The 230-nt window shown below is 53.5% G+C and carries 1 protein-coding gene; it reads right to left on the bottom strand.

Annotated features, from left to right (window positions below; all coding sequences use genetic code 11):
• The coding region (locus tag ACZ3HH_RS31255; protein ID WP_465810626.1) for a hypothetical protein at nt 1–206 on the bottom strand (206 nt) is incomplete at its 3' end.
• Nucleotides 207–230: the final 24 nt, after the last annotated feature.

Raw genomic sequence — 230 nt, 5'->3', positions numbered from 1 at the left:
ACTTGATCCTCCAATGTGCGCTTGGCCTCCGCGATCTGTTTTTCCTTGTCCCGGACACCTTGTTCTCGCTGGGCAATCTCGGCATCCTTCTGGGAGAGTTGCTTTTCAAACTGCTGGCGCGTGGCAGCAATCAGCGGGGCCGCAAGGGATTCGGTCAGCCGAATTTCCGTTTTGCAATTCGGGCAGGTAATTGTTGGCTCGGTCATAGCTTGTCCTTTCCTGATTTTTTC

The sequence above is a fragment of the Pseudomonas sp. PME37.24/025 genome (genome assembly GCF_055556615.1).
Note: the sequence above shows the minus strand (reverse complement) of the source record. Positions and strands in the feature narration are given on the sequence as shown.